Annotated in this window: 10 protein-coding genes; 5 read left to right on the top strand and 5 right to left on the bottom strand. The window is 59.8% G+C overall.

Annotated features, from left to right (window positions below):
* Positions 1-70: 70 nt before the first annotated feature.
* The gene (locus tag P5540_10185; GenBank protein ID HRT65184.1) at positions 71-8206 is read right to left on the bottom strand and encodes a carboxypeptidase regulatory-like domain-containing protein; all 8136 of its coding nucleotides are present in this window, start codon (positions 8204-8206) and stop codon (positions 71-73) included.
* A gap of 505 nt (positions 8207-8711) precedes the next feature.
* On the opposite strand from P5540_10185, the gene P5540_10180 reads away from it, so the two are divergent.
* Positions 8712-11081, top strand: a complete 2370-nt coding sequence (locus P5540_10180; protein ID HRT65183.1) for a glycoside hydrolase family 127 protein — start codon at positions 8712-8714, stop codon at positions 11079-11081.
* Between the two features lie 103 nt (positions 11082-11184).
* Here P5540_10180 and P5540_10175 read toward each other — a convergent pair whose 3' ends face one another.
* Together P5540_10175 and P5540_10170 are read right to left on the bottom strand one after the other, a co-directional pair.
* Entirely contained in the window at positions 11185-12288 is a 1104-nt protein-coding gene (locus P5540_10175) for a GNAT family N-acetyltransferase (protein HRT65182.1), read from the bottom strand.
* Between the two features lie 190 nt (positions 12289-12478).
* Positions 12479-14863, bottom strand: coding sequence for a sodium-translocating pyrophosphatase (locus P5540_10170; protein HRT65181.1), 2385 nt, complete (start codon positions 14861-14863; stop codon positions 12479-12481).
* 475 nt (positions 14864-15338) lie between these two features.
* Between P5540_10170 and P5540_10165 the strand changes: the two genes are divergently transcribed.
* The 4 genes from P5540_10165 (at position 15339) to P5540_10150 (ending at position 20847) form a co-directional block, all read left to right on the top strand.
* Entirely contained in the window at positions 15339-16730 is a 1392-nt protein-coding gene (locus tag P5540_10165) for a sugar porter family MFS transporter (protein ID HRT65180.1), read from the top strand.
* A 107-nt stretch (positions 16731-16837) separates the two neighbouring features.
* A complete protein-coding gene (locus tag P5540_10160) occupies positions 16838-18100 on the top strand; it encodes a uroporphyrinogen decarboxylase family protein (GenBank protein HRT65179.1) in 1263 nt (420 codons plus the stop codon).
* A 29-nt stretch (positions 18101-18129) separates the two neighbouring features.
* On the top strand, positions 18130-20448 hold the full coding sequence (locus tag P5540_10155; GenBank protein ID HRT65178.1) for a carbohydrate-binding protein: 2319 nt from the start codon (positions 18130-18132) through the stop codon (positions 20446-20448).
* A 147-nt stretch (positions 20449-20595) separates the two neighbouring features.
* A complete protein-coding gene (locus P5540_10150; protein HRT65177.1) occupies positions 20596-20847 on the top strand; it encodes a DUF4143 domain-containing protein in 252 nt (83 codons plus the stop codon).
* A 172-nt stretch (positions 20848-21019) separates the two neighbouring features.
* Here the strand turns inward: P5540_10150 and P5540_10145 are convergent, their stop codons facing one another.
* A complete protein-coding gene (locus tag P5540_10145) occupies positions 21020-23020 on the bottom strand; it encodes a two-component regulator propeller domain-containing protein (GenBank protein HRT65176.1) in 2001 nt (666 codons plus the stop codon).
* A gap of 353 nt (positions 23021-23373) precedes the next feature.
* Positions 23374-24915 carry an O-antigen ligase family protein gene (locus P5540_10140; GenBank protein ID HRT65175.1) on the bottom strand — a complete coding sequence of 514 codons (1542 nt, stop codon included), beginning with the start codon at positions 24913-24915 and terminating at the stop codon, positions 23374-23376.
* Positions 24916-25009: the final 94 nt, after the last annotated feature.

Below are 25009 nucleotides of genomic sequence, written 5' to 3'. Positions count from 1 at the left end.
AACAAACTGAAAGCCCCGCGCGATCCACATGGAACCGCGCGGGGCTTGTTCTTGCGCTATTGGCTCCGCGTTAGGCCGCGGGTTGACGCCGCGAACGCCGCAGGCCGCCTGCGAGCAACGCCGCGCTCACAAGCGACAGCAGTATCCAGTCGCCGTTGCCGGAGGCGCCGGCCGCAAGCGATTTCTCACCGGTTTCATAGGTAACGATCTCTTCGACCAACCCGCCGCCCGTCACGGTCACGACACGGTCAGAAGGCGTCACCCACGTCACACCCGGCTTGAAGCAGCCGCCTTCGGTCGGGGTCGCGTCCACGAAGTGAATCGTGTGGTTGCCCGGGGTCAGGTTGCCGACGGTCTGTCCGCTGGCATGCACCGTGGCATCGTCATCCACGGTCCAACCGGCGCCGGCATTCCGCGCGCCTTCGGGCTCGATCACGATCCGAACGCTGCCCAGCAACAGGACGTACACGCCGTTGGCCGGCTTGGTCTGCCCCACTTCAATCAGGACCTGCACGTCGGCCGGTTTCTGCCAGTTGGCCACGTCCTTGAACGTCACGGTCACGGAACCGGCCGGTAGGCCGGGGAGGGTTGCGCCGCTGTTATTCCATGTGACGCCACCGTCAATGGACCATTGAGCGCCCGCCGCGACCGCTTCCGCCGGCGTAATCAAGACGGTCAACCCGCCTGTCGTCACGGTGGAGATGTACCCACCGAACACCGTCGCGGTTTGATCGGCCACGATCTCGACGTCAACATCGGACGGTTTTTGCCAGCCGGCAATTGTCTTGAACGTGATGGTCTTCGTCCCGACCGGCAAATCCGCGACGGTTTCGCCGCTGTTGCGCCACGTCGTGCCGCCGTCAATAGACCACTGGGCGCCTGCCGCGACCGCTTCCGCCGGCGTAATCGTAACCGTCAGCGAACCGCCGAGCAGTTTGACGCCTCCGTTGGCGACAACCGGCGCCAGCGGCGCATTGAACTTGGGAGCGAACGCGTACTGGTCGGACAACGTGAACGCGGCGATGTTGACCGGCAGCGTCGTGTTGCCCGGCGCATCCGCGCCGACCGTTAGGTTCAACGTGACAAGCGTAATTGCATCCGCCTTGCCCGCCGAACCGGGACTTGTGATTGCAATGCGCACCGTTCCGAAACCGTCGGCATCCGTGAAGTTGGACTCCATCAGGAATCCTTGGGAGGCGAAGGACGCTCCCAGTTGCGCGGAGGCGAATCCGAGGCCGGCGCCGCCCGACGGGAATGTCGCCACCAGGGTGCAGCCCGCCATTTGTCCGGCGTTGGTTATCGTGATAGGCACCGCCACCGAGGCGCCGGTCGCCGTGACCGTTCCCACGGCCACCGACGGAGGCTCCGGATCGGTCTTTTCAATGGCCGCCGCGGCAAACGACACCTCGGCAAGGCCTTCCGCCGCCTTCGTGCCGGCCTTCGCGGGCGCGATGTTCATGCCCGCCAGCCAGCGGAGGATGAGCGTCGAGTCGGCCGAATCCACATAGCCGTCCAGGTTGATGTCGCCGGCGGACATCGAGCACTCGTTCGGATCGACCTTCCGGGTCCACAACTTGAGGATAAACGAGGCATCATCGCCATTGACGACGCCGTCGTTGTTCACATCGCCGTGGAGACAGCCGCCGTTGGTGCACAGCAACCCGTTCACGAGATCCAAATCGATCGCCTTCGGCCACGGGGCGTCGTCGTACAGTCTCACGCCCTGCTGGCCGGGATAGCCGATCGTCTGCGGTCCGCCCGGATAATCGCCCGGGATGAATGGGATCAACTCCAGCGGGCCGCAGCCGGTATCGTCGATCGTCTTCGCCTTGATGTAGAACAGCGCGCCGTTGCCGTAGAGCGAGCGGCCTGTGATGTCCGAGGAAATCATAAAGACTTCCCACTTGTCGTCGGGGCCGACGAGCACGTTCGACTCGAAGAGCATGCCGGCGGTGACGCCGGTGGGCTCGATGGTGATATCGGCCAGCGGATCGATGACCTCGAACAGGGCCTGCGGAATCCGGGCGACAAGCTGCATGCCGGTCGCCGACACTTCATAGGCGCAGTCGAAGGACACCGGCATGACCACTTCCGGATTCGGCAGCGTGCCCTGGGCCTGCTCCCACAGATACAATCCCGCGTTGTTCAGGAAAATCTCGGGGAAGTAGATCGTCAGCCACTGGCCTTTCACCGGCGGATAGGACGGGTCTGAATAATCGCTCGGCCTGTCCTGTCCGCTGATCGCCTGAATCTGGTAGACGTAGTACACGCCCGGCAACACGGTCTCGTCGCGGAACTGCGTGCCCGTAATCAACCCTTCATAAACGTCGTTGGGATCGCTCCCGTTGATCTTGACGGGCGTTTCCATCGGCGTAGGATCGGTTGCGCCGTAGACCCGCGTCCGATAGAGGTTGTAGCCCTTGACATCGAATTCGGGATTCGGCGCCCATTCGACGAATACGCTGCGCGGTCCGCTGATGGCCTTGGGCCGTTCGGGCCGCGTTATCGCGATCGGATCGAGCGCGATGTCGGCGTTGTGCGTCTGGTAGACGCCCGTCATCGTGGCCGGCTCGTAACCGAAAGCCTCAAAGGCCAGTTCATACGGATCCGCGACGGTCAATTGCGAGAAGATGTACTTGCCGTCGCCGCCCGAAACGGCCTGAAGGCTCCCTTCGAACGATGGAGCGGTCAATGCGACCACCGCGCCCTCGACCGGCGCACCCGTGATGCTGTTCGTCACCGTGCCCTCGACGATGCCGTCGCCTTCGCGCCCGGCCTGGAACACCGTCGCGGTCGCGGGGCTGCCGTCGGCGCCGGGCGCCGTGACCTCGATCTGGCCGATACGTTCACCGACCGACGGATTCGCGGCAAACGCAACCGTAATCACGCCCGAATTCGTTCCGACCGCGCCACCCGTGATGGACATCCAGTCCGTCCCGGAAACGGCCACGGCGGTATACGTCAGATCCAGTTCGCCGCCGTTCGACACCGTGAAGGATGTCGTGCCTTCCGCTGCGCCCACGGACTGGCTTCTCGGAATCACCCGCAGTTGCGCGGGATACGGCGCGCGCGCCTGAACGATGGTCACGCTCAGCGGTCCATTGACGGCATTCGGCGCCGTGATGAGAATCACGCCCGTACGGCTCTCGTATGCGGTGTTTTGGGTGTAGGAGGCGCGGACCGTGCCCGCATCTATGCCTTGGACGCCCGTGTCGAGGGTCAGCCATTCGCCGCCCTGAACGACCGCCGCAAAATACGGCATCACCGCGCCGGTGGTCCGGACGTTGCGGACGTTGAACGCCACCGCGCCCGCCGGATAATCCACGCCCATGGCTGTCGGGTTGACCGCCAGTAGTGGTTTCTCGGCAAAGACGGCCGTAACCGTTCGCGCCGCGTCCATGACCACGGAAGCGGACGGCTCCGAACCGGTCGCATCGCCTTCCCAACGGTCGAACAACCAGCCGTCGGCGGGCGTGGCTGTAATCGAAACCTGCGTGCCCACGTCATAGACATGCACGCCGGCCGGCGGCTCGGTCGTCCCTTCGCCGCTTACCTCGATGGTCAGCGCAAACTGCTGGACAAATACCGCCCTGACCGCCTTGTTGGCATCCAGCGTGACAGACGCGGACGGAGTGGAGCTCGACACATCGCCTTCCCAGCGGTCGAAGCGCCAGCCGGACGCGGGCGAGGCCATGAGGTCAACGACCGTGCCGGCATCGCGCACATGTACGCCGGGCGCGGGCGTCAGGGTCCCTTCGCCCTGAATGTCAACGGTCAGCGCAAACTGCGCGACAAACTCGGCCGTAACGGACTTGTTGCCGTCCATGGTTATCGTCACGCTGCTGTCGCTGCCCGAGGCATCGCCCGTCCAACGGACAAAGCGCGAACCGGCCGCCGCGGTGGCCGCCAACGTAACGCGCGCGCCCGTGTCGTAGACATGCGTGCCCACAGCGGGGCTCGTCGAACCGTTTCCGTTCACGGCCACGGTCAAAGTAAACTGCTGGACGAAGATCGCTTTCACGTTCTTTTCGGCGTTCATCGTGACCGATGCGGCGCTACTGGTTCCGGTCACATCGCCTTCCCAGCGATCGAAACGCCAGCCGTTCGCCGGCGTTGCGACAAGAGGCACTTGCGCGCCGCTATCGTACAGGTGGGGCGTGCCGGCCGCCGGATCGGTCGTGCCTTCGCCCTCGACCGTGATATTCAGCGGGAATTGTTGTACAAATACCGCCGTCAGGGTCTTGTCGGCGTCAACCGTCACGGAAGCCGGAATCGCCGATCCCGTGGCCGCTCCCTGCCATTCCTTGAAGCGCCAACCACTGTCCGCCGTCGGTGTAACCTGGACAGTCGCACCGGTGTCGCGAACGTATACGCCAGCCGCCGGATCCGTGCTTCCGCTGCCGCTAACCGCGATGGTCAGCTTGTGCTGCCGCACGAACACCGCCGTAATGTCCTTGTCGCCGTCAACCACCACGGCTATCGGGTTGGACGTGCCCGCGTCGGCGCCCTGTAAAGTCCAGTGATCGAAACGCCAACCCTCCGCCGGGCTTGCCGCCACGCTGACCGTCTGGCCGGTGTCGTATGTATATTCGCCCACGGTCGGCGTCGTCGCGCCTTCCCCGGTTTTCGCCACGGTCAGCGTATATTGCCGCACAAACACGGCCTTGACGTCCTTCGGAGCATCCATAATCACGGAAGTCTCATCGGACGTGCTGGTGATGCTGCCTTCCCAGTGATCGAAACGCCAACCCTCGGCGGGCGTTGCAAACAGTTCAACCGTATCGCCCGTGGCCGTGACAACGGGAGTTCCCGCCGGCGGTTCGGTCGTGCCATTGCCTTCGACGGTGATGTTCAATACCGGGTAGAAGGTGGCCGTCACGGCCTTGTTGTCGTCGTTCAAGACATCAATTGGATTGGTTTCCGGACTGTTCGGATCGGGAATGTCGCCGCTCCAATACTGGAACTGCCAACCCTCATTTGCCGTCGCCATGACCGTCGTGGTCGGGTTCGGATTTTCAACGGTCGGTCCGTCAACCATCAGCGTGCCAACCGGCGGATCCGTCCACCCGCCGCCATTGACGGCAATGGTCAGCGAGACCTTTTCCGGCGGCGCCGCCGTGAAGAAGGCCGTCAATTCCTTGTCGTCATCCAACGTAATGGTCGCCGGATTGTCCGAACCGGTCAGATCGCCTTCCCAGTGGTCGAACTGATAGCCGGCCGTGCCCGGCACTTTTTCCGCGAAGGCCGCCACATTCACCACCGTGCCGGCATCGAACTTGTGCGTGCCGACCGGCGGATCGGTCGTGCCGTTGCCTTCGACTTCCATCTCCAGCACGTACTGGCGAATGAATACCGCCTTGACGGTCTTGTCTCTATCCAGGACAACCACGTCCGACGCATTGAGGCTGTTCAGATCGCCTTCCCAGTGGTCGAATCGCCACTCGTCTTCAGGGGTGGCGCTTATGGCGACCTGAGTGCCGATCGCGTAGGTGTGGGTCCCTTCGGCCGGGCTCGTCGTGCCGTCGCCTTCAACGAGGATGGTCAATTTCGGTTCCTCGACGAATTCCGCCGTTACGGAAACGGGACCGTTCATGGTCACCGAAACGGGATTGGCCGTGCCTTCGACATCGCCCACCCACCGGTCGAAGCGATGGCCCGCGTCCGCGGTCGCGGCGATATCCACCCCTACGCCCGCATCATAGAGATGCGTGCCGACGGCCGGTTCCGTGCTGCCCGAACCGATAACGGCAATCTCCAGCGGGAACTGCTGGATGTATTCGGCCGTCACGGTCGTGTCGCCGTTGACCGTAAGCGAAAGCGACGGCTCGGTGGACTGGTTTTCGATCCAGCGGTTGAACCGCCAACCCTCGACGGTCAGTGCGTCCACATCGAATGTCGTTCCGGCGTCTACGATGTACGTCCCCACCTGCGGATCGGTCGCGCCGCCGCCAATCACGCGGACAGTCACGGCATGCTGCTGCACGAAGACCGCCGTAATGGTCTTGCTGACGTCCATGATGACCATGACCGGGTTGTTGTTGCCCGTCAGATCACCTTCCCAATGATCGAAGCGCCAGCCGTTCGCGGGCATGGCGCTCAGATAGACGTAACTGCCGGCGTCATACACGTGCGTGCCCAATTCGGGATACGTCGAACCTTCGCCGGTCTTGGCCAGCGTAAGCGTAACCTGCTCGACGAATACGGCGCGCACCAGTTTGTTGCTGTCCATGACCAAGCCGCCCGCGGCATTCAAATCGCCTTCCCAATGGTCGAAACGCCAGCCGGGCGCGGGCGTGGCCGACAAGGCCACTTGGGTGTAGACGGGATAGGTGTGCGTGCCCTCGCCAGGATCCGTCGTGCCTTGTCCGACGACCTCGACGGTCAAATCGAATTCCTGCATGAACACGGCGCGGACGGACTTCGGACCGTCCATCGGAAGCGTAAGCGGATTGGCCGAGCCGCTCGCGTCGCCTTCCCAGCGGTCGAACCGCCACCCTTCGGCGGGATAGGCGTTGAGCGTGACCGATTGATCCGTGATGGGATGAACGCCCGGAACCGGATCCGTCGTGCCCTGGCCAACGGTCGAAATAGTCAGATTGGCGCCGAACAGGGCCGTTATGGTCGTGTCGTTGTACACGCTGGTATACAAAGTCGGATCGGTGCTTTCGCCCATGTCGCCCAGCCAGCGGATAAACGTCCAGCCGTTGTTTGCCATGGCCGTCACGGGGACAACCGTGCCCGCATCGTAGGCATGAACACCTGCCGAGGGATTTGTCGTGCCCCCGCCGATGACATTGATGGTCAGGGTCGAGCGATGAATGACAAGGAACCCGAGGATCAGCCGGTCGTACTGGCTGTCGGGGTTGGTGACGGTGACGTTGCGATACCCCGGGGCCAATCCAGCGGGCACCTTGCCGCGAATCAGGGTCGAAGAAACGACCGTCACGTCCGTAAGCGGAACCGTGTCGTCAATGGTCACGGTGGCGCCCGTCTTGAAATTCGTTCCGCTGATGGATATCGGCGTTTCTTCGGTGTCCAGACCGGAATTTGGAAGAATGCCGGTAATATCCGGCGCCGGCTCCTGTGTCACGTCATACGTTACCGGCTCGGAACTTTCGAGATCGTCCGGATTCTTGATTTTGACATTGTACCGTCCGACAGGCAGGTTGCCGACCGTGGCCGTGGCCATTTCCGATCCAACGACAACCGTGGTTAGGGCATAGGACTGTGGCGCCGCGCCGCCCTGCGGTCCCGTCAGCGATACCACCGCGCCGTTCACGAAACCAGAACCGCGAATGTTCACCAACGTGTTCTTGTATCCCGCATTGGGGTTGATCTCGGTAATCCGCGGCGGCTGCGGCGTGACTTGACCGTCCAAGCGCACATCGTCAATGAGCCAGCCGCGAAAACCGTTATACAGTTCATCCACCGTGTTGAAACGGAAACGGATGCGGACGTTGTTGCTGTTCGCAAACTGCGACAGGTCAAAGGTCACATGAATCCACTGACCAACTTGACCGAGGCCGGTCCCGTCCACCGCGCGCGACGCGTAGGGCTGCCAATGCGCCCCGTCCACGTCGTTGGCCGGATTGATGTGGCCCGCGCCGGCTTTGGTATACGTCGTTCCGCCGTCTGTCGAAACCTCGACGTACATCATGTCGTACCGGTCCACGTCCACGCCTTCCACTTCGTACCATGTCCAGAACGACAATCGCGGATTCTGCACACCGGTCAGGTCGAGCAATGGCGAAACCAGCGATCCGCTGTTGGCCTTGCGCGACGTGCCGCCCGTCAAATTCGGCTGTTCGCGCTGGAAATCCGCCCCGATAAACGTCCCGTTGACGTCCTCGCCGTACCACCAGCAGCCGTTGCCGCTATAGGAAGAGGGGAGTTGTCCGCTATCGGGCAACCGGACCAGCCGGGGGTTGATCTCGTTGCTGATCCCGATGTTTTCCGGATTCGCGATTAGCCGCCAAAAACCCGTGGCTGTCCACCCATTCGTTCCGGATTCCATGTCGTCCACGAACGGCAGAACCTTCGGCGCCGCCTTCTCCGCGATGGGTTCACCCGGCGGAATGAACGAAGGGTCGAAGTCCGGCGGATAGGGACGCGGTATGTATGCGCCGTCCGCCATCGCCGCACCGCACACGGCAAACATCAGCGCCGCCGCAAGAAAACTCCGCCATTGCCATTTCTTCGTCTTCATCGTTGTTACCCCTTTCTTAGGTCTTTCCCTGCTACTGGTGGTTGTCAATCACAACGAAACGCGACTCCCGCACTGTCACAAAATAATTCCGGCGCCTCACTCAAACCAATCAGGAACTCTGGAAATAAAGCCACCTAAAAAAACGCCCACACCTGGCAGCCTTCAACCTCAAACCAATCGTCAATTCCAATGTTCCCCAAAATAATCTGGTTTCATTATCCCATGATCAGCCCGATTTGTCAAGCGGTTTGCTATTCTATCACTTTATTATGCAATATATCGTTTTCTTTGCATATCGCAAAATTATTATTATAATTGGATTTCATTTCTTGGCATTAACATTTTTTCTTGACGATATCCGCAGACCTCATCCAAGATTTGTAAAGTCCAACTAAATATTGCTGGAGATTGAGAAACCTAAGAAGTATTATGAGTCGCCGAGAAAGTCTGTTTTTCATAACGCACCGGAAACAACGTTTATCTACGGTTGAGAGGGACATTGTCCATGAGCATATTGCTGGGGCTATCGGCCTTGCCGGTATTGTTTTCCTTTGCGGCTGCGGAACCGCTGGCGCCGACGCCGTTTACAAGCGTGAAACTGGACGGCGGTTTCTGGACCGCCTGGATTGAACTCAACCGGACTCACGTACTGCCACACTGCTTTGATCAATGCGAGAAGGCGGGAAAGATAAATAATTTCCTCAAGGCGGCGGGACGTCTGCAAGGCGAACATGAAGGCGCGCCGTGGGAAGATTCGGACGTGTACAAGGTGCTTGAAGGCGCGGCGTATTGCCTTGCGTTCGAGCGCGATCCGACAATTGAAAAGACTGCGGACGATCTCATCGAAAAGATTGCCGCGGCGCAGCGTCCCGACGGTTATCTTCACACGCATTTCCAACTCCGGGGCATCGAGAAGCGTTGGACCGACGACAGCGCACACGAGACGTATTGCGCCGGTCATCTCATCGAGGCGGGCATCGCCTATTTCCAGGCCACCGGCAAGCGAGACCTGCTCGATGTTGCGATCCGGTTCGCGGATCATATTGACTCCGTGTTCGGCCCCGGAAAACTCGTTGACGTGCCCCAGCACGAAGAAATCGAACTGGCCCTGGTCAAACTGTGGAGGATCACCAACGAGGATCGTTACCTGAAACTCGCGCAGTTCTTCGTTGAGGAGCGCGGGCGGATGGACACACGCCGCACCGGTCCCGATGGAAAGCCGCGATCATGGGGCGAGACCTGCCAGGACCACAAACCTGTCCGGGAACAATCCGAAATCGTTGGACATGCCGTCCGCGCGATGTATCTCTTTTCCGGGGTGGCGGATCTCGCGGCCATAACAGGCGATGCCGGCTTTCGCGATGCGCTCGAACGGATTTGGACGAACACGACACAGCGCAAGATGTACATTACCGGCGGACTCGGTTCGACCGCGCGCCATGAAGGGTTCACGGGTGGTTACGACCTGCCGAACGAGAGCGCCTACTGCGAAACCTGCGCCGCCATCGCGTTCGTGTTCATGAATCACCGCATGGGCCTGATCGCGGGCGAGTCCCGGTTCGCCGACATCGTCGAACGGGCGATGTACAATGGCGCGTTGTCGGGCGTTTCACTCGACGGCCGTCACTTCTTTTACGTGAACCCGCTCGCCAGCGCCGGACAACACCACCGCGCGCCGTGGCACGGCTGCGCCTGTTGTCCGACGAATATCGTGCGGTTTCTCCCCTCGATCGCCGGTTACGCCTATGCCCATCGCGGCCGCGAAATCTTTGTCAATCAATTTATGCCGGGCCGTGCAACGATTCGTGACGGCGAAAACGAACTGACCCTCTCAATGGCCACGAAATACCCGTGGGACGGCGATATCCGCCTGACGATCGAACCGAAAGGATCCGGCGATTGGACGCTTCGCCTGCGCATCCCCGGCTGGCGCCGACCGCCCGTTCCCGGCGATCTCTATACCCCGGTTCCATCTATCCCCAGCCACGAGCCACCCGCCATCCTCAAGATCAACGGCCAGGATACGCCGCTCGCAATGGACAATGGCTACGCCCGCATCGCGCGGAAATGGAAACCGGGCGACACCATCGAGTTGTCGTTGCCCATGCCGATCATGCGCATGAAGGCACACCCGAACGTCAAGGCCGATGTCGGGCGTGTCGCGCTTCAGCGTGGACCGATCGTGTATTGCGTCGAAGGCATTGATCACGGCGGCGACGTCCGCCAACTGGCGCTGCCCGCCGATGCGCCGCTGAACGCCGAATGGCGGCCTGACCTGCTCAACGGCGTCATGACGATCGTCGGCAAGGCCCAGGCGCGCACCGAATCGGGCGCTGCGTCGGTTTCGTTTCAAGCCGTTCCCTATTATGCGTGGGACAACCGGGAACAGGGCCCTATGGCCGTCTGGCTGCCGGAAACCATCGAACTTGCGCAGGCCGTTCCCCCACCCACCATGGCCTCCGAAAGTAAAGTCACGGCCTCATTCCAGAACCGCGATTCGATCCTTGCCGTCAAGGATAGAATCGAGCCGAAATCGTCCAATGACCACTCCATCCCCCGCATGACTTGGTGGGACCACCTCGGCACGCGCGAATGGATACAGTACACATTCAAGGAAGCACAGCAGGTGAAAGCGGTCGAGGTCTACTGGTTTGACGACACCGGAACAGGCCAATGCCGCGTGCCGAAATCATGGCGCATTCTCCATGCTGACAAGGGCCAATGGAAAGAGGTCGATCAGCCCTCCGCGTACACCCTGCACCTGAACACGTACAACCGCACCACCTTCAATCCTGTCAAGACCGACGCACTCCGTATCGAAGTCGAACTCCAGCCCGGTTTCTCCGGCGGCATTCTTGAATGGCGTGTGGAGTGAAGGGATCCGCGCCGTGCCCCAATTGATTTCGAACGTTCCTGTACGCCCAGGCAATCACCGGGATGGCCATAAAATGGAGAACGGCCACGATTCAAAAAGTCAGCTATGTGTAATTGATGCCGTACCACAATGTTGGGAGCGGAAGGATGCTTCCCAGCGATCCCGGAAGAGGGGGATCTCCGGGGTAGCCGAACAGGGCCCGCGCGGCGCCGGAACGGTCGGTTGAAAACTCCGCGTCGGACGATTGGAACCGAAACACGCCGTCGTCTTCCCTGATATTGATTTGTGCCGATCGTGCCGTGTCCGTCCGCGCCTCAATGACCGGACGGAGCCGTTGCACGAGTTGATTGAAATTCAAAATCAGCAGTGTGCCGCCCGTTTTGACGGGTTCGAGCGAGACGCCCTCCCGCGCAAACAGGCCCCGCAGGACCGTGTCGCCCTGTTGCAGGCGCAAAAAGAATTCGTTGAATCCCCGGTTGTCCATCAGGGGCGCCATCGCCGCGCGCAGCGCCAGCGGTTCGCCGGCAAACTCGATGGCATCGGTGACCGTTTCGATGGTCGTTTCCGGCAGGACAAAATAACCGCAAACAACTCCATATCTCCGCACAACGATAGTAATCACCTCCCGCGCATCCGCGCGGCCATGGACGAGCAGGTTGTGCCAGTCTTCCGGCGGGCGCACAAATCGTGCCGTGCGCTGGCCGTAAAGCGCGGCGCACGCCGGAATATCCTCGCGGCGGAAGGCGCCAATCTCAATGCCGGGCAGCCGCCATGCTTCCGCCTGCTCACGGTTAATGCGCGCCGTCCAATCGATTCCAACCGGCACGGCCCCCGCCTGCCGGTACAAGTCCCGATCGCCGGAAATGAGCATGAAATCCACGCCGTCTTCAAGGGCCTGTTGCCGTGCGGCGCTGAAAAGCCGCGTGGCAAGCCGCCGGCCGCGATACGCCTCATGGGTGCTCACGGCGCCAACACACGCCACGCGCACCGTGCAGCCGTCAATACACGCCCAGCGTTGAATCATGCCGAAATGGCTGACGACACGGCCCTTGTCCACGAAAACCAGGCAATTTCGGGCATTGTGCCCACCAAACAGCGCGGGGAAATGGCCGAACATTGCCCCTTCGCGGCCCTTCATGAACACGGTATCCACCAGCCGGGCCAACGACGGCAATTCATCCACGCGGATGGGACGGGGTCCTTCCAAGGCTGTTGCTCCTTCTTCTTTTCCGGCCAACGAAGCAATTCAGACCGGAATCCATCGTGTTTTGCTGAAGATATCAAAACCATTGCCATTCAAAAAAACATTCTGAACACAATGAACCCCGGCGCCGGAAGATGGAAAACCCGGGGCTTCGCTCAAGGCAAAACCCCGGGTTAAGGCTGTTGCGTACTTCTTATTTGTCGCCCACGCGTTCCGGAATGCGCATGCTGTAGAACGACCGGTACACGAACACGGCCGAACAGATGAAGAACAGCACCGCCGCCGTAAGACTGATGGAGCGGCTGAGTTCGATGGCAAGTTCGACGGCCAGAAGGCCGAACAGGGTCGTGAACTTGATGACCGGGTTCATGGCCACGGACGAGGTATCCTTGAAGGGGTCGCCGACCGTGTCACCGACGACACACGCATCGTGCAGTTCGGTGCCCTTGGCCTTGAGTTCGGTTTCCACGATTTTCTTGGCATTGTCCCATGCGCCGCCGGCGTTGGCCATGAAGATGGCCTCGTACAAGCCGAAAATGGCAATCGAAATCAGGTAGCCGATGAAGAAGTAATGGTTGAGACAGGCAAAGGCCAGGGTGCCGAAGAAGACGGCCAGGAAGATGTTGAACATGCCCTTCTGCGCGTACTGCGTGCAGATGGCCACGACTTTCTTGGAGTCTTCGACGGAAGCCTTTTCCCCACCGCCTTCCAGTTTGATGTTGCGCTTGATGAACTCGACGGCCTTGTAGGCGCCGGTGGCCACGGCCTGCGTCGCCGCGCCCGCAAACCAGAAGATCATCGCGCCACCCGTAATCAGGCCAAGCAGGAACATCGGATTCTGAATGGACAAACCGTGGGCCACGTCGGCATCGCCAAACCGGGCTTTCAGCAGTTGGATGATGGAGAAGATGAGTGTCGTCGCGCCCACCACCGCCGTACCGATCAACACCGGCTTGGCCGTGGCCTTGAAGGTGTTGCCGGCGCCGTCGTTTTCTTCCAGGAAATCCTTGCTTCGCTCGAAATCCGGCTTGAATCCGAAGGTCTTCTCGATGTCCTTGGAAATATTCGGGATGGTTTCAATGGTGGACAACTCATACACGGACTGGGCGTTGTCCGTCACCGGACCGTAGGAATCCACCGCGATGGTGACCGGTCCCATGCCCAGGAATCCGAACGCCACGAGACCGAACGCGAAGATGGCCGGCGCGGCCATGATCGAAGCCAGACCGAGCGTGCTGACGACGTATGCGATACCCATCAGCAACACAATGGCCATGCCCATCCAATAGGCGCTGAAATTGCCGGCCACGAAACCGCTGATGATATTGAGGCTCGCGCCGCCTTCGCGCGAAGCGGTCACGATTTCACGCACATGGCGCGAATTCACCGACGTGAACACCTTGACCAATTCGGGAATCAAGGCGCCCGCGATGGTGCCGCAGGTGATGATGGTGGAGAGTTTCCACCACAGCGTACCGTCGCCAAGATCCTTGATAAGGACAAACGAGAGCACATAGGTCATCGCGATGGAGATGAACGAGGTAAGCCACACCAGCGTGGTCAGCGGAATCTCGAAGTTGAACTTCTGCGCATGGCCGTACTTGGCCTTGGCCCACGCGTCGTTGATGAAGTACGACAGGCCGCTGGTCACAATCATGCCAACACGCATCACAAAAATCCACACAAGCAATTGGACCTGAACCGCCGCGCCCGTCACCGCCAGCAGAATGAAGGTGATGAGCGCCACCCCCGTGACCCCGTAGGTTTCGAATCCGTCCGCCGTCGGGCCGACCGAGTCGCCCGCGTTGTCGCCGGTGCAGTCCGCGATGACGCCCGGGTTGCGCGCATCGTCTTCCTTGATTTTGAAGACGATTTTCATGAGATCGGACCCGATATCGGCAATCTTCGTGAAGATGCCGCCCGCGATGCGCAACGCCGCCGCGCCCAGCGATTCGCCGATGGCGAAGCCGATGAAGCAGGGGCCTGCCCAGTCGCCGGGCACGAACAACAGGATGAATAGCATGATTACGAGTTCGACCGAGATCAGCAGCATGCCGATGCTCATGCCGGCCTGCAGCGGAATCGCCATCGTCGGGAACGGTTTCCCGCCGAGGCTGGCAAACGCCGTGCGCGAATTGGCCAGCGTGTTGATTCGGATGCCGAACCATGCCACGCCGTAGCTGCCCAGGATACCTACGATGCTGAAGAAGACAATCGTGACGACTTTGGCAATCGTGAAATGCAGCAGCATGCCGAAGTACACGACGATGATGACGGCGATGAACCCCCACAGCAGGGCAAGGAATTTGCCCTGGGTGATCAGATAGGTCTTGCAGGTTTCGTAGATGAGATCCGAAATCTCCAGCATCGCCTTGTGCACGGGAAGATTGCGAATCCGCACGAACTGCACCAGACCGAACAGCGAGCCTCCAACGCAGATGATCAATCCGAACAACAGCAGGTTGTGCCCGTTGATTCCGGCAAAACTCACGCTGGACAAATCGGGGATTACGAGATCCGCCTCGCTGGCACCCGCCGTGCCCGCGAACAACATCATCACAAGTGCGAGCGCGCACATCGCCGCCCGCTTGCCTGTCCGCTCCCTGCCTACAAACCGGGTCCGCGCCGAACGGACCGGCCGGCCGGCAGTAAGCAGTCCGTACAGACTGACGCCTACCACAAGTGCCAACATAAGGTCATTCTCCTCCTATTGCCATCGGGCTGTACCGCGCACCACACGCGGAACGACCACCTGGACCGCCATGACACCACCACGGATCCCTGTCCCCATGCACTGTTGCGAAGACACACCGCAACAACGCGGGAACTCCCAGGAACCCCATCGGAGCCGGATTCTCTCGCTCCATGATCGAATGGAATTATATATCCGGGAAAACACCTGATTCAAGAATCCGCCCAACCTTCGCATGGCGCGTGCCGCGTTCTTTTCCTCGAATCGTCTTTTTGTATTGTACGCTGCTTGATTCGCCCTTCCCGCCGGCGTAGAGTCTTCACGGCACGACGCGGGAAAATCATGGCCGCGGGAGAAGGGCATGCGTGATTCGAAAGAAACCGGCAGCACGTTGTACATGGCCGGCATCAGCGTGGTCGCGACGCTGGGCGGACTCCTCTTTGGCTACGACACGGCGGTCATCTCCGGCGCGATAGGCCCGCTCGCCGCACGGTTCGGCCTGGGTCCCGCGGCCACCGGCTGGGCGGCCGCCTCCGCCCTTGTCGGCTGCATTGTCGGCGTGGCCATGGCCGGCGAAATGGCCGACCGGCTTGGCCGCAAGCGCGCGCTGATCCTCGCGGCGGTGCTGTTTTTCGTGTCGGCGGTGGGCACCGCCTTGCCGCGAAACTTTACGGAATTCATCCTCTTCCGCATGATAGGCGGCGTCGGCGTCGGAATCGCCTCGATGACCTCGCCCATGTACATCGCGGAGGTCTCGCCGGCTCGAATCCGCGGGCGCATGGTTTCACTGAACCAACTGGCCATCGTGTTCGGCATGTTTGTCGTTTATTTCGTCAATTACTTCATTGCGCTCCAAGGCGATCAAACATGGAACGAGACCGTTGGTTGGCGGTGGATGTTTGGTTCGGAAGCCTTGCCGGCGTTGGCGCTTCTCGTGTTCATGCTTTTCGTGCCGGAGACCCCGCGTTTTCTCATGAAGCAGGGGGATCGGCGCGCCGCCTTGACTATTCTGGAGAGAATCGGAGGAAAAGAGTGCGCCCATGCCGAGATTGCCGAAATCGAGCGGACGCTCGAAATGGAAGGCGGTTCGTGGCGGGAAATGTTCCGGCCGGGCATCCGCGGCATCGTGCTCGCGGGAGTCGTCCTGGCTGTGTTGCAACAGGTTACGGGCATCAACGTGTTTCTGTATTTCGCTCCCGAGATTTTCAAGAAACTCGGAACCGGCACGGATTCCGCCCTCCTGCAAACGATCGTGGTCGGTTTTGTGAACATGCTCTTCACGCTCGTGGCCATTTACACGGTGGACAAGACCGGACGGAAGCCGCTCATGCTTATCGGCTTTTCGGGCATGGGACTTTCGCTCTTTGCCATGGGATTTTTGGCGTACATCCAAAAGGTGGAGGCATGGATGCTGGTTTTCGTGCTGGGCTATATTGCTTGTTTCGCCTTGTCGGTCGGGCCGGTCACGTGGGTCATCCTGTCCGAAATCTTCCCGACAAAAATACGCGGGCGGGCCATGTCCGTTGCGACATTCTGCCTGTGGAGCGCCAATTACGTGGTTTCGCAGACCTACCCAATGATGGCGGAAAACAAACACCTCGATGCGGCCTTCCACGGCGGATTCCCGTTCTGGATTTACGGCGCGTTTTGCGTGGTGTCCATTCTCTTCGTCCTCCGGGCGGTTCCGGAAACGAAAGGCAAGTCATTGGAAGAAATCGAACGAATGTGGATTGGCGACGGCATCCGACCCTAAGTTTGCGAAATGCCTAAAAGCGCATCCGGCCGTAATGCCGTCAACGGTGTCATCGCCCTCATGGTCGTCATCGGAGACACCAAAGGTCATAGGGAGGCTTTGCCAACATGCAATCGCTTGAACGGCTGAACGCCACGCTGAACCATCAACAGCCGGACTGTGTGTGCGTGGATTTCGGATCCACGGCCGTAACCGGAATCGCGGCATCCGCCGTCGCAAAACTGCGCAAGGCCTTGCTGGGCCGGGATTCACCGCCCGTCAAAGTCATTGAACCGTACCAGATGCTGGGCGAAGTGGACGACGCCCTCATGGACGCGCTGGGCGTTGACGTGGCGCCGGTAATGCCCCGCAAAACCCTTTTCGGCTTTGAAAACAAGGACTGGAAACCGTTCAGGCTATTCGATGGCACGGAGGTGCTCGTACCGGGAAACTTCAACGTGACACCGGACGGCGCGGGCGGTTGGTATCTCTATCCGGAAGGCGACACCAGCGTTCCGCCGAGCGGACACATGCCGCATGGGGGCTATTATTTCGACGCCATGAACCGGCAAGGCCCCATTCACGAAAATCGGCTGGATCCCCGTGAGAACCTGGAGGAATTCGCCCCGCTTTCACAGGAAGACATCGTCCATTTCGCCGCGCAGGCCACGAGGGCCGCGGAAAAGGGGAAAGGCGCGATATTGACCTGTCCGGGAACGGGTTTCGGCGACATTGCACTGGTTCCGGCCATGTGGATGAAGCATCCGCGCGGCATCCGGGGCGTCGAGGAATGGTACATGGCGACACTCGCGCATCGCGACTATGTGTACGAAGTGTTCGAGCGTCAATGCGCCATTGCGCTCGAAAACCTGGCCCGGCTGGCTGCGGCGCTGGGCGACACGGTGCAGGCGGCCTTTGTCACGGGGACCGACTTCGGCACGCAACAGGGGTTGTTCATCGCCCGTGAGACCTACCGCGACCTGTATCGGCCTTTTCACAGGGCCATCAACGATTTCATCCACTCGCGCACGAACTGGAAGTCGTTCATTCACTCTTGCGGAAGCGTTGTCGAATTGATACCGGATTTCATCGAGGCGGGTTTCGACATTCTGAATCCGGTGCAGTGTTCGGCGGCGGGCATGGACGCCCGGACGTTGAAACGGGAGTACGGCAAGGATCTTGTCTTTTGGGGAGGCGGCGTGGACACCCAGAAGACCATGCCGTTTGGGTCGCCCGAACAAGTGTACAAGGAAGTTCGGGAACGTATCGCGATATTCAACGAGGGCGGCGGTTTCGTGTTCAACGCCGTTCACAATCTGCAGGCCACGCTGCCCGAAGAGAACATCCTAGCCATGGCGCAGGCCGTCAGGGACAGCCGCTCGCAAGAGTAGCGGGAAACGAAAAAGAGAGGAAACAGATCATGAAAGACCGATTCGCCCATTGCGCAACCCTTCTCGCTTTGGCATGTTTGATCATGCCGATGGCCGGCGCCGCCGAGTTTCATGTTTCCCCGCAAGGCGACGATGCCAACGACGGTTCGCCCGCCCGGATGCTGAAGACGATCGCCGCCGCGGCCCGCTTGGCGCAGCCCGGTGACGTCATCACGGTTCACGAGGGCGTGTATCGTGAATCCGTTGCGCCTCCGCGTGGCGGGGAATCCGACGAAAAGCGGATCGTCTACCAAGCGGCTCCGGGGGAACATGTCGAGATCAAGGGTTCCGAAGTCATTAGGGGCTGGGAAAAGGTGCAACACGACACGTGGAAGGTCGTTCTGCCCAATACGTTTTTCGGCAAGTACAATCCCTATGGCGAACGCATCCGGGGCGATTGGTTCAATCCCAAGGGACGGAACCATCACACCGGGGCCGTTTATCTGGACGGGCACTGGCTGGTCGAGGCGGCCAACCGGGACGAAGTCATGGCGCCCGCGGGCACGGTTCCTTCCTGGTTCGGCCAGGACGGGCATGGGTACTTGCTGAATGTGGCATGGATGAGGCCCCTGAATCGCGCGGCGGACACCCCCCGCATCGAAGCCACGCATTTCACGGCGAAGAACGGCACGGCCAATGCCGAATGCTCGGAAGGCGGACAATGCATTGGATTTATTTTGAACGGCCACTGGGTCAAGTACGAGGACGTTGATTTCAGGGAAAATACCGAGGAACTGGAGATCCGCGCCGCTGCGGCAAGCAATGGCGGGAACATCGAAATCCGCCTGGATGCGCCGGATGGCGATCTAGTGGGAACGTGTCCGATCCCCTTTACAGGCGGATGGCAATCCTGGGCCAGTTTCAAGGCCGCCATCAAGCCGGTAAGCGGAAAGCGGACCTTGTGCCTTGTCTTCAAGTCCCGCAACTCAAGTCCAGTACAGGAAGATATCCGCTTGTGGTATGCCGAGGCAGGCGAAACCCATACGACGATATGGGCGCAATTCAAAGGAATAAACCCCAATGAGCGCCTTGTCGAAATCAATGTGCGTAAAACCATCTTCTATCCCGAAAAACCGTTTGTAAACTACATTACCGTCAGAGGCTTCTTCATCCGCCATGCCGCCACGCAATGGGCGCCCCCGACGGCGGAACAGACCGGCGCAATCGGCGTCCATTGGAGCAAGGGCTGGATTATCGAAAACAACGACATCCGCTACTCGGTCTGTACCGGCATCTCGCTGGGGAAATACGGCGATCAATGGGACAACACTTCCGCCGACACCGCCGAAGGATACGTCAAGACTATCGAGCGCGCCTTGGAAAACGGATGGAACAAGGAAACCATCGGCGGGCACATCGTCCGTGGAAACACCATCGCCCATTGCGAACAGGCGGGTATCGTCGGCAGCATGGGCGCCGCCTTCAGCACCGTCACCGGAAACACCATTCACGACATTCACGTCCGGCAATTGTTTACCGGCGCGGAAATGGCGGGCATCAAGTTTCATGGCGCCATTGACACCGTTATCGCCGGCAATCACATTTACCGTTGCGTCATGGGACTTTGGCTGGACTGGATGGCCCAAGGCGCTCGGGTGTCGCGAAACCTGTTTCACGACAACGCGCACCAGGATCTGTTCGTTGAAGTCAATCACGGACCGTTTCTCGTGGACAACAACCTGTTCCTGTCGAAAAAAGCCGTGCTTTCCATTTCGCAGGGCGGCGCCTATGCCCACAACCTGATTGCCGGCAACATCCACCTGCTGGGCTTCGACGGACGGATGACCCCGTTCCACAAGGCCCATTCCACCGAACTCGCGGGCATGCACAACAATCCGATCGGCGATGACCGCCTCGTCAACAATCTGTTCGCGCGATGCGGCGGATTGAAGGATTACGACAAGGCGGCGCTTCCGGTGATTATGAAGGGCAATGTCTACCTGAACGATTCCAAGCCGCCGAAGCATGAAACGGATCCCCTGCTGGACCCAGGGCACGGAGCGGAATTCACGCTGTCCGAACGGGCGGACGGCTTCTATCTCGAAGGCATGTTCGATACGGCATGGGTAGCCGAACGGACACGGCCGATCGTCACCACGGATCTACTCGGTAAGGCAAGCATTCCCGGCCTCCCCTACGAAAACCGGGATGGATCGCCAATCCGTATCGGAACGGATTACTTCGGAAACCAGCGAAATGAATACCATCCCTTCCCTGGCCCCTTTGAAGTGTCACAAGGTGGAAAAACGACGATCAAAATATGGCCGGTCGCTCCAGTGGACCCGATTCCTTCCGCAAACCTCCGGTAAACGAAGGTCCCCGGCTGAAAACAACCGCAAAGGCAAGGCTTTCAAGGCATACGACAGCATCCTCGCGGAATAAGTCCCTTATGATCCCCTGCCCCCATTCAGTACAACGACATGTAACGCCGAATTCCGATTCGGCTGAACGTGCCCGTGCCGAATTGGAATGATTGCCGTGCTCTTTTCGGGCATCCGGTCGAGGGCGCGATTCGGGAAGGATTTGTCGTCGAAAACCAGTTGGCGGTTGCCCCTGGCCGCGCCCATGCAAGTTTCTATCGGACGGCGGCGGGCGCGGAAATTGATTTGCTACTGGAACTGCCGGGAAACGGTCTCTGGGCCAAAAAAATCAAACGGGTTCTTCTCCCAAGCGTGAAAAGGGGTTCCATCATGCACGGGAAGATCTGAAAACGGACAGGTCTTTCGTCGAATATTCCTGCCAAAACCGCTATCGGATCGCATCCGGAGTGGAAGCCATCGGTCTCAGTGACTTGGTCCAGGAATTGGACCGGTTGTTTTGACCTCGGCCGCGCTATTCCGGACAATACACAGGAACCCGCGCAGCGTTTGATGCCCGAATTCAGCCGGCGGATTGTTCCTCAATGAATCCGTGGTACCGTCCCATCCAGTATGGAAGCAGGTAAGCGGCGCCGTCGTCTTCGTGGCGACCGTCGCCGGGATAGTCGGGGATATACGGATCGGCATTCCACTTGGCGAACTCGCGTTCGTCGGCGGGCAGAACCCGTGTGAGCACCTGTTGTCCGAACCGGTTCGGCAACGGGGAAAAGGACACGTCGGCCCGGTGGCTGTTCATCATGTCCCAATGACGGCGGTCCGCCGGAATTTGCCGCAGATTTTCGACGGCGCCTTCGATGTCCGCGCCTTGGGGATCCACGGTGGCATAGACAAACGTGTAAAAACTGGGCTGTTCGCACTGGACAATCTGGATGTGCCGCTGAACGCCCATGCACAAGGCCCGGCGCACCTTGGGATCCTTTTCGAGTTGAAGGATGGGATACCACGCCACGAATGCCAGTTGATCGTCACTGTGATTGACGCTGTCCGGAAAGGTCTTCTTGGTCAACAGCACATTCGCCAGATAATGGTGATCCACGATGAGCGATCGGTAATGATCCTCGTATTTGCGGTCGCCGGTCATGTAATGCGCGACTTTCAGAAACGACAGCATCTGCAGGCTGTTCAGGCCCGCTTCCACATATTCGAACAGGCTGTCGTTCAACGTTTTCGGATCCCAGAATCCCCAGCGGGTCCGCTTGCCGTTCCAGTCAATGAGCCGGTAGCCGTTGTCCACGATGTAGTCGGTCAATGCCCGAACGTGGCGGACGGCCGTTTCCCTCTCCTCGGGGTCGTGCCGCGCGATGTGCTCGAAATAGGTGTAGAACGCGAGATAATGCCCGTCAATTTCGTCGCTCGACGTGTCGCTTTTCCAGTACATCGCGTCATCCGGCGTGGGCCGCCATTGCGGGCCTTTGAGTTTGCCCTCGGCCGCAGGCAACATGCTGCGCGCCACAAGGCCCGGCGTGCCCGACGCGTCTTGAAGCATATAAAGCGCCTTCATGCCCGTTTGCGCCGACGCCCGCGCCGATTCGTCTTTCGTCGCCCCGTAACACAATGACATGGCCGCGACATGGTAGGCGGTCCACAGGCCGTCGTTGTCATTGTCGCCGATGGTATGCGAGGTTGGGTTTTCCGCGTTGTCGAGCATGCACTCCGCGACGAGTCCCAGGCGGCGATGGCGCTCGTTGATCCGCTTCTCGATGGTTTCGGCCTTTTCGAGCAACGTCGTCTGAACCGTGTCAATACGGCCCAATCCGGCGTCCGTCAGGAAATACGCGGGCGTTCCAGACGGATGCACCGCAACGGCCTTCACCCGATTACCGGGCAGATATCGTTTCCCGGCCCGGTAAAACCATTGCCGCCCTTCCTCATAAGGTTTGTAAAAGACGGCGCCATGATCCGTTCCAATCCAGAGGCAATCGCGCGAATCCACGGCGATCGCCGTCACATTTTCACAGGGCAGGCCATCCCGTCCGCGAATCGTAGTCCATTCGCCATCCGGCGTCCGGCGGCCAAGACCGGCGGGTGTCCCGGCCCACAACGTCCCGCGCGAATCCACCGCAAGCGACGTGATCCGCGTGGCCGGCGGACCGTCAACGCCGTAGGATTCATGACGTTTCGCCGGTTGGGAAGCCGTTTCCTGCACATAAAGCCCAGCGTCGGTGGCGTGATAAACGCCTTCCCCGACTTTCACCGAGGCATTGACGGCCATTTCCAAACCGGATATCCGCGCACGTTCCGTTATCGCTTCCAATTTACCTTGTTCGCCAAAGCGTATCCCGACGGCCTTTTCGGACAATATTTCCGAGCATGCCCCCCGGACATGCACAAAGAAGGGCGCCACCTGAACCGGTAACGTCCGCTTGCCCAACGTCGGCATAAACGGATGCACGATATTCGGCAGCCGGAATCCCTCGGGCAGCCAAGATCCGCGGGCATCATCTTCCGGGGCATTCAACAGATGCAGGGCCGCTGCGCCCAATACAACCAAAGAAGAAAGCATGATCCGTAACTCCTGTCAGTTGGGTCGAAGGACAAAAAAACGGCCATTATTTTCGGGTTGTTCCGCCTGTTTTTCTTGAGAGTACCGTGTTCTCGGAGTCGTGAAGGCCTCGGAATGTAACGCCGATTTCCAAATCGGCTTACTGAAAAACGACATGCCGATTTGGAAATCGGCGCTACAAGGCGGCCATTTTTAATTTCACCGCAAGATCTCGTTGCCTGATCAGACATGAAATTGCCCGAAAATGCCAATCTTCGTGGAACTTCTCATCCTTAAGTCGCAAGAACTCGGTACTCTCAAAGTTCTTATGTCAATTCGCAATAGAATAGGACTTGGCTCCTTCCCGCACGGTTTCAAGCAAGCCCCTGAGGTTGCGGCGGATAGTCCGCGCTGTTGTTCCCGCGTAAATCGTGGGCGAACACGCCCCAGCAGGCGGCCATAATCGCGATGTATACATGCCCATTCGGATAAGTCAGCCTCGGCATGGCCAGCGACGCGACGAGTTGACCGCCGAACGAGGCGGCAAGGCCGATCAACAAGTAACGATCAACCGGGTTCCGTGCATGGGCAATGAGCGACACGCCGCGCCCGTACAAGCCGGCCAGTGCAGCCGCGGCCATGGAAAATCCGATGATCCCCCCTTTCGACAGGAAGTAGATCCAGACGTTATGGACGGTTTGATACTCCGCCTGGCCGTAGGCCAACGTGCTGGTCTTGGAAACGAAGCCCATCGCCTCGAAGGTACTCCCCATGCCGGCCCCCAGCAGGGGATATTGCAAAAAGAGGCTCCACGCGCCCCTGATTTCCTCGAAACGGCCGCGAATGGATTCGCCCAAAACCGGCACAATACCGGCCAGGAAGGTATAAAGCGCCGCCGCCGAAAACAGCGCCGCCGTTACCCCGCCGATAATCGCAACGGCCAGGACGCTTCTCCTCGCCGCGCGCGACGGAATCAGGAAATAACCGGCCAAGACGAGCGACAACAACACCGTTACATAGGCCGTTCGCATCATCCCGATGCCAATGGCCGCCCCGAACAGTCCCATGCCCAGCGCACAGCCAATCCGCTGAAGCCGCGACAGCGCCGGACAGAAGAATAGCGCCGCCAGAACCGTCAGCAGGATCTCGAACATCATATGGCCGTTCGGGCGCACAGATTGGAGAAGCAACGGGCCGATTTGGCGCGGCACATATTCGCCGAACGCGTTTTGTGTATTGATGACGCTGCCCGTCGCCAACGTGTAAAGAAAAAACAGGATCGCGAGACCGGCAATCGCCCCGCCCAGCGTGAACAGAAACCAAAATCCATGGTAGAGCGTCCGCTTGTCCCGCACGAGTCCCGCAAAGGCCACATAGGAAGCGAGAAACACGGGATAACGGCATTCGGAAATCCAGCGGTGCAGATCGGTTTCCCTCAACAGCCCGCACACCGCAATCTCGACGAAAAAAGCGCCGTAGAGCAGCATGGGAATATCGGCCAGGTCGTGTCGCCACGACGCTTTTCGCTGCAACAGTTTCGCGCCCCAATGAAACAGCAGCATGAACAGCAGCACTTCGCGAGGATGCCATTCAATACCGCCGAACTGTTTCGTGGCCACCGACCGGAACTGGTGCGAGGCCGCCATATACCCCAGAAAAAGCGCCAGCGGAAAACGCGACGGCCCGAAAGCGAACAACAGGCCGAACAGGATCGCAAAGGCCGCCGCTGCGCCCATCATCGCGCCGCGCGCATAAACGAAATACGCGGCCAAGAGTGCGATGGCGGCCTCTTCGGCAATCAACAACACCCGCGATTTGGGGAAGATCGCCGCCTGGACGATCCGCTCGAAATGATCACGGGCCACGCGCAACGGCCCACGGCCGATCTTCGGCCCGACAAGGGTTTCATCCGCCATCCGCAATTCCTGCTCCTTGACGGCAGTCTAGCCAACGCGACAGGCAACAGTCCAACCGGCCACAAGACTTGGGCCATTTCCTCAAGTGTGTTCA

The sequence above is a fragment of the Candidatus Hydrogenedentota bacterium genome (genome assembly GCA_035450225.1).
In the GTDB taxonomy this organism is placed as follows: domain Bacteria; phylum Hydrogenedentota; class Hydrogenedentia; order Hydrogenedentales; family SLHB01; genus DSVR01.
The sequence above is the reverse complement of the archived record's forward strand: the minus strand, read 5'-3'. Positions and strand labels throughout refer to the sequence as shown.